Source organism: Kocuria himachalensis (genome assembly GCF_054784195.1).
Window position 1 is genome coordinate 525566 of sequence record NZ_BAAGPL010000019.1, and the last position, 6626, is coordinate 532191.

The 6626-nt window shown below is 72.1% G+C and carries 5 protein-coding genes; 1 reads left to right on the top strand and 4 read right to left on the bottom strand.

Going from position 1 to position 6626, the window contains the following annotated elements:
• Window position 1 precedes the first annotated feature (1 nt).
• From ACYVM4_RS14860 to ACYVM4_RS14875, 4 genes are read right to left on the bottom strand one after another with little or no spacing between them, the layout of a single operon-like run.
• On the bottom strand, window positions 2–1393 hold the full coding sequence (locus tag ACYVM4_RS14860; protein ID WP_460669020.1) for a sulfate adenylyltransferase subunit 1: 1392 nt from the start codon (window positions 1391–1393) through the stop codon (window positions 2–4).
• Between the two features lie 2 nt (window positions 1394–1395).
• Window positions 1396–2328 carry a sulfate adenylyltransferase subunit CysD gene (gene cysD / locus ACYVM4_RS14865; protein ID WP_460669021.1) on the bottom strand — a complete coding sequence of 311 codons (933 nt, stop codon included), beginning with the start codon at window positions 2326–2328 and terminating at the stop codon, window positions 1396–1398.
• A 26-nt stretch (window positions 2329–2354) separates the two neighbouring features.
• A complete protein-coding gene (locus ACYVM4_RS14870) occupies window positions 2355–3116 on the bottom strand; it encodes a phosphoadenylyl-sulfate reductase (RefSeq protein WP_460669022.1) in 762 nt (253 codons plus the stop codon).
• Window positions 3113–4807 (bottom strand): nitrite/sulfite reductase, encoded by a 1695-nt coding sequence (locus ACYVM4_RS14875; RefSeq protein ID WP_368822091.1) that lies wholly within the window; start codon window positions 4805–4807, stop codon window positions 3113–3115. The genes ACYVM4_RS14870 and ACYVM4_RS14875 overlap by 4 nt, the downstream gene beginning before the upstream one ends.
• Window positions 4808–5119: 312 nt before the next feature.
• Here ACYVM4_RS14875 and ACYVM4_RS14880 point away from each other — a divergent pair, with 312 nt between their 5' ends.
• Window positions 5120–6589, top strand: coding sequence for an NCS2 family permease (locus ACYVM4_RS14880; RefSeq protein ID WP_368822093.1), 1470 nt, complete (start codon window positions 5120–5122; stop codon window positions 6587–6589).
• Window positions 6590–6626 lie beyond the last annotated feature (37 nt).

A 6626-nucleotide genomic window follows, 5' to 3' on the forward strand; every position in this document is an offset into this window, starting at 1 on the left:
CTCAGGCGTCCCGGACGAGCCCGGCGGCGAGCGTGTTGCCCGTGGCCGGGTCGACGACCAGGAAGGCGCCGGTGCGCCGCAGCCGGTCGTAGGGGTCGACGGGCAGCGGGGAGGCCAGCCGGAACCGGACCCGCCCGATGTCGTTGAGCTCGAGGGTCGCCGCGTCCCGCAGCACGAGCTCCTCGAGGTCCAGCTGCCCCTCGAGCTCGGCGACCATGGCCTGGACCGTGGCGGCGCCGTGCTTGACGAGCACGCGGGCGCGGGGCTGCAGGGGCCGCTCGCCAAGCCAGGCCACCGAGGCGACGAGGTCCCGGAGGGGCTCCGGCAGCTCGTCGTCCGCGCTCGCGACGAGGTCGCCGCGGGCGATGTCGATGTCGTCGGCCAGCCGCAGGGTCACGGACAGCGGCGCCGCGGCCTCCGTCAGCTGCTCCCCGGGCAGGGGCGCTCCGGGGGCGGGCGCGGTGCCCGCCACGTCGATGCCGGTGACCGTGGTGCGCCTGCCCGCGGGCAGGATCACGACCTCGTCCCCGACCGCGACGGTGCCCGAGGCGATCTGGCCCGCGTAGCCGCGGTAGTCCCGCAGCGCCCCGGCGTCCGCGCCCGGCGCCGTGCCGCCCTGCGGGCGGATGACGTACTGGACGGGGAAGCGGAAGGGGCGGGCGGTGCCGCGGCCGGACTCGTCCACCGTGGGCAGCTCCTCGAGCACCCGCAGCAGCGGCCGCCCGGAGTACCAGGGCGTCCGCGCGGAGGGCTCCACCACGTTGTCGCCCTCCAGGGCGGAGACGGGCACGACGTGCACGTCCTCGATGCCCAGCCGGGCGGCGATGCTCGTGGCGTCGGCCGCGACCCGGTCGAAGACCTCCTGGTCGTAGTCGACGAGGTCGATCTTGTTCACGGCGACGACCACGTGCGGCACGCGCAGCAGCGACACGACGGCCAGGTGCCGCCGGGTCTGCTCGACCACGCCGTGCCGGGCGTCCACGAGGAGCACGACGGCGTCGGCCGTCGAGGCGCCCGTGACGGTGTTCTTGGTGTACTGCACGTGGCCGGGGCAGTCGGCGAGGATGAAGGAGCGGCGGTCCGTGGCGAAGTAGCGGTAGGCCACGTCGATGGTGATCCCCTGCTCCCGCTCGGCGCGCAGGCCGTCGGTGAGCAGCGCGAGGTCGAGCCGGCCCGTGCCGCCGCCGAAGCCGCGCTCGGCGGAGGTGCGGCCCACGGCCTCGAGCTGGTCGGCGAGGATTGCCTTGGCGTCGTGGAGCAGCCGGCCCACCAGGGTGGACTTGCCGTCGTCGACGGAGCCCGCGGTCGCGAAGCGGAACAGCGAGCCGGGGTCGATCGTGGGGACGTGCCCGGCGGCGGGGGCGTGCCCGGTCACGGTGCTGGGGGAAGTCATGTCTAGAAGTACCCGTCCTTCTTGCGGTCCTCCATGGCGGCCTCGGAGATCCTGTCGTCCGCGCGGGTGGCCCCGCGCTCGGTGAGGGTGGAGACGGCGACCTCGGCCACCACGTCGGCCACGGTCCGCGCCCCGGAGAGCACGGCGCCGGTGCAGGACATGTCCCCCACGGTGCGGTAGCGCACCGTCTGCCGCTCCACGGTCTCGGCCCCCGCCGGCGCCGAGAACTCGCCCACGGCCATCCACATCCCGTCACGGCGGAAGACGTCCCGCTCGTGGGCGTAGTAGATGGGCGGCAGCTCGATGTTCTCGCGCTCGATGTAGCGCCAGATGTCCAGCTCGGTCCAGTTGCTGATGGGGAATGCCCGCACGTGCTGGCCGGGGGTGTGCCGGCCGTTGTAGAGGTTCCACAGCTCGGGGCGCTGGTTGCGGGGGTCCCACTGGCCGAACTCGTCGCGCAGGGACAGGATCCGCTCCTTCGCGCGGGCCTTGTCCTCGTCGCGGCGGCCGCCGCCGAACACGGCGTCGAACCTGTGCTCCGCGATGGCGTCCAGCAGCGGGACGGTCTGCAGCGGGTTGCGGGTGCCGTCGGCGCGCTCGAGCAGCCGCCCGTCGTCGAGGTAGTTCTGCACGCTCGCCACGACCAGCCGCAGGCCGAGCCGCTCCACGGTGCGGTCCCGGAAGCCGAGGACCTCCGGGAAGTTGTGGCCGGTGTCCACGTGCAGCACCGGGAAGGGGATCCGCCCGGGCCAGAAGGCCTTGGCGGCCAGGTGCAGCATGACCACCGAGTCCTTGCCGCCGGAGAACAGCATGGCCGGGCGGTCGAACTCCGCCACGACCTCGCGCAGGATGTGGATGGACTCGGCCTCGAGCGCGTCGAGGCTGCTGTGCACGCCGGCCTCCGCAGGGGCCGGGGCGGTGGTCGGGGTGGTCACGTTCGCCTCCGTCGTCGTGGGTGCGCTCACAGGTGGATGCCGCACTCGATCTTGTCCTTGCCCGCCCAGCGGCCCGCGCGCGGGTCCTCGCCGGGGGCGGTGGGCCGCGTGCAGGGGGCGCAGCCGATGGAGAGGTAGCCCTCCGCCATCAGCGGGTTCGTCGGCACCCCGTGGTCCTGCGACCACTCGACCAGCTCGTCGAGGGTCCAGCGGACCATGGGGTTGACCTTGACGAGCTTGTGGGTCTCGTCGAAGGTCACCATCGGGGCGTTGGTGCGGGTCCAGGACTCGTCGCGGCGCACGCCGGTGAACCACACCTCGTAGCCCTCGAGGGACTTCTTCAGCGGTGCCACCTTGCGGATCGCGCAGCACAGGCCCGGGTCGCGGGCGAAGAGGTCCTTGCCGTGCTTCTCGTCCTGCTCCGCCACGGTCAGCTCCGGGAGGGCGTCGACCACGGTGATGTCGAGCATGTGGGCCACGGCGTCCCGGGTGCCGATGGTCTCCGGGAAGTGGTAGCCGGTCTCGAGGAAGAGCACGTCCACGCCGGGCAGCTGCTCGGCGACCAGGGCCGGGAGCACGGCGTCGGCCATCGAGCAGGCCACGGTGACGTTGCGCAGGTCGAAGTTCTCCGCGACCCAGCGGATCGCCTCCTCCGTGGAGGCCTCCCCCGCGGCCGGGACCCGGCCCTCGGCGTCGAGCTCGGCGTGCAGGGCGGCGGCGCCGGCCGCCGCGAGGTCGCGCAGCTGCTGCTCGTCGCGCAGGGCGGGGCGGGTGCCCGTGTCGGTCATGCGAGTTCACTCTCCTCGACCCGGTGGGTCCACTCGGCGAAGCTCTCGTCCCCGGTGCGCTGGGCCAGGAAGCGCCGGACCAGTCCCTCCACGTAGTCGGCGAGGTCGTCCTGGAACACCTTCAGCCCGCGCACGGTCCGGCCCAGGCCGGCCTCGGCGCGGTCGTCGGCGGCGAGCCCGCCGCCCAGGTGGACCTGGTAGCCGGGCTTCTGCCCGCCGTCCTCGGTGGGCAGCAGCTGGCCCTTGAGCCCGATGTCCGCGGTCTGGATGCGCGCGCACGAGTTGGGGCAGCCGTTGACGTGCATCGAGATGGGGTGGGGCAGCTCCACGCCGTCGAGCCGACGCTCGAGCTCGTCGATCGTGTCGGAGGCGGTCTGCTTGGTCTCGACGATCGCGAGCTTGCAGTACTCGATGCCGGTGCACGCCACGGTCGAACGGCGGAACGCGGAGGGCCTCGCCGGCAGGTCCAGGGCGTCGAGGTCGGCGACGGCGTTCTCGACGTCGGCCTCCTCGATGTCGAGCAGCACGAGCTTCTGGTGCGGGGTGGTGCGCAGCCGGTCAGAGCCGTACTTCTCCATCACGTCGGCCAGGGCCAGCAGCTTCGCCCCGGAGACGCGGCCCACGCGCGGGGCCACGCCGATGTAGAACCGGCCGTCCTTCTGCCGGTGCACGCCGATGTGGTCGCCGGGGGTGGCCGCCTTCTCCGGCGCGGGGCCGTCGGCGAGCTCGTAGCCGAGGTACTCGTCCTGGAGCACCTGCCGGAACTTCTCCGGCCCCCAGTCCTGGACCAGGAACTTCAGCCGGGCGCGGTTGCGCAGCCGCCGGTAGCCGTAGTCGCGGAAGATGCTGGTGACGCCCTTCCACACCGCGGGGGCCTGCTCCTCCGTCACGAAGGCGCCGAGGCGCTTGCCGAGGAACGGCACCACGGACAGGGCGCCACCGACCCACAGGTCGTAGCCGGGGCCGAGCTCGGGGTGGACCACGCCCACGAACGCGCAGTCGTTGATCTCGTGCACCACGTCCAGGGACGGGTGGCCGGTGATCGCGGTCTTGTACTTGCGCGGCAGGTTGGAGAACTCCGGGGAGCCGATCCAGGTGGACTTGATCTGCTCGATCACCGGGGTGGGGTCGATGATCTCGTCCTCGGCGATCCCGGCGAGCGGGGATCCCAGGATCACGCGCGGCACGTCCCCGCAGGCCTCGACCGTGTCCAGGCCCGCGTCCTCGAGCCGGCGCCAGATCTCCGGGACGTCCTCCACGCGGATCCAGTGGTACTGGATGTTCTGCCGGTCCGTGATGTCGGCCGAGTCCCGCGCGAAGTCCGCGGAGATCTGCCCGAGCACCCGCAGCTGCTCGCGGGTGAGGGCACCTCCGTCGAGCCGGACGCGCATCATGAAGTACTCGTCCTCGATCTCGGCGTCGGACAGCGAGCCCGTCCGCCCGCCGTCGATGCCCGGCCTGCGCTGGGTGTAGAGCCCCCACCAGCGGAAGCGTCCGTGCAGGTCCTGCGGGTCGATCGAGGCGAAGCCGTGCTTCGAGTAGACCTCCTCGATCCGGGTGCGCACGTTGAGCCCGTCGTCGGCCTGCTTGAAGACCTCGTTCGGGTTCAGGGGATCCCGGCCGTCGACCTTCCACTGCCCCTCGGGCTTCGGCTTCCGGGCAGCGCGGGGCGCACGCGTCGTCTGTGTCATACCGTCGATTGTTCGCGGGTCCCGCAGGACAGTCACGCCGGACGTCACAAACCGCCATGAACCGACGTGACGGGACACAGAGCTGGACACGAGGGCCGATCTGTGCAACAGCGCCGAGCGCGAGGCCCGGTCGGCCCGCACCCGCGTCCCGTCCCGGTCGCCTCCGCGCCCGCGACGGGCCCGCGACGGGCCCGGGACGCGCCCGGACGCAGGAAGGTAGTGTCGTCACGGTGGCACGCCGGTGCCGCCGTCAGCCCGGGAGTGCTCCTCGTGGAGTCGTGCTCCCTCCCGTCGAGTCCCTGAAGGACCGCCATGGCATCCTCCGCTTCCGTCTCCACCGAGACTCCCTCCGGTCCACCGCGCAACGGCCTGGACCGCTTCTTCAAGATCAGCGAGCGCGGCTCCTCGGTGACGAGCGAGGTCCGCGGCGGCGTGGCGACGTTCATCGCGATGAGCTACATCGTGGTGCTCAACCCGCTGATCCTCGGCTACGGCCCGGACGGCGCCGGCAACGTCCTGGGCGGGGAGCGCGTCGCCGCCGTGACGGCGCTCGTCGCCGGGGTGCTGACCATCCTCATGGGCGTCGTGGCCCGCGCACCCTTCGCGATCGCCACGGGCCTGGGCGTCAACGCGTTCCTCGCCGTGACGATCGTGACCACCCCGGAGCTCACGTGGCCCCAGGTGATGGGTCTGGTGGTGTGGGCGGGCCTGATCATGTTCGTCCTGGTGCTCACCGGCTTCCGCACCGCCGTGTTCAACGCCGTGCCGGCCTCCCTGAAGACCGCCATCGTGGTGGGCATCGGCCTGTTCATCGCCCTGATCGGCTTCGTGAACGCCGGTTTCGTGCGCCGCATCCCGGACGCCGCCGGCACCACCGTGCCCGTGCAGCTCGGCGACGGCGGGACGCTGCTGGGCTGGCCCATGCTCACGTTCGTGGTCGGCCTGCTGCTGACCGTGGCCCTCATCGTCCGCAACGTCCGCGGCGCGATCCTGATCGCCGTGGTCGCCACCACGATCCTCGCCCACGTGCTCGAGGCGGTCGTCCCGTCCGGCTCCTCGGTGGACGCCCCCACCGGGTGGTCGCTCGTCGTGCCCGCGGCCCCCACCTCCTTCGTGGCGCTGCCGGACCTCTCCCTCGTGGGCTCGGCCGCCCCGTTCGAGGCCATCCAGAGCCTCGGCGCCCTCGCCGCGGCCCTGCTGATCTTCACGATCCTGCTCTCGATCTTCTTCGACGCGATGGGCACGATGGTCGGGCTCTCCCAGCAGGCCGGGCTCGTGGGCCGCAACGGGCAGATCCAGAACGTGGACAAGGTCCTGCTCGTGGACGCCGCCGGCGCGATCGCCGGCGGCGCGGGCTCCGTGTCCTCCAACCAGATCTTCGTGGAGTCCTCCACCGGCATCGCCGACGGCGCCCGCACCGGCCTGGCCAACGTGGTCACCGGCGTGCTGTTCCTGCTCGCCATGTTCATCACCCCGCTGGTCAACGTGGTCCCGTTCGAGGCCGTGGCCCCGGCCATGGTCGTGGTGGGCTTCCTCATGGCCAAGCAGGTCGTGCGCATCGAGTGGGACGACTGGGGCCTGTCCGTACCGTCCTTCCTGACGTTCGCCGTCATGCCGTTCACCTACTCCATCGCGGACGGCATCGGCGCGGGCTTCGTCTCCTACGTCTTCATCCGCCTCGTGCAGGGCCGCGGCAAGGAGGTCCACCCGCTGATGTACGTGGTGGCGGCGGCCTTCGTGGTGTTCTTCGGCAAGGGCGTGGTCGAGGGCTGGATGGCCTGATCCCCCCTCCGTCGCCGAGGGTGCAGGACACGGCCAC

Bases quoted from the DNA above. Each gene is read 5' to 3' on its own strand.
- ACYVM4_RS14870 (WP_460669022.1), bottom strand. From the start codon at position 3,116: ATGACCGACACGGGCACCCGCCCCGCCCTGCGCGACGAGCAGCAGCTG.
- ACYVM4_RS14860 (WP_460669020.1), bottom strand. From the start codon at position 1,393: ATGACTTCCCCCAGCACCGTGACCGGGCACGCCCCCGCCGCCGGGCAC.
- ACYVM4_RS14880 (WP_368822093.1), top strand. From the start codon at position 5,120: ATGGCATCCTCCGCTTCCGTCTCCACCGAGACTCCCTCCGGTCCACCG.
- ACYVM4_RS14875 (WP_368822091.1), bottom strand. From the start codon at position 4,807: ATGACACAGACGACGCGTGCGCCCCGCGCTGCCCGGAAGCCGAAGCCC.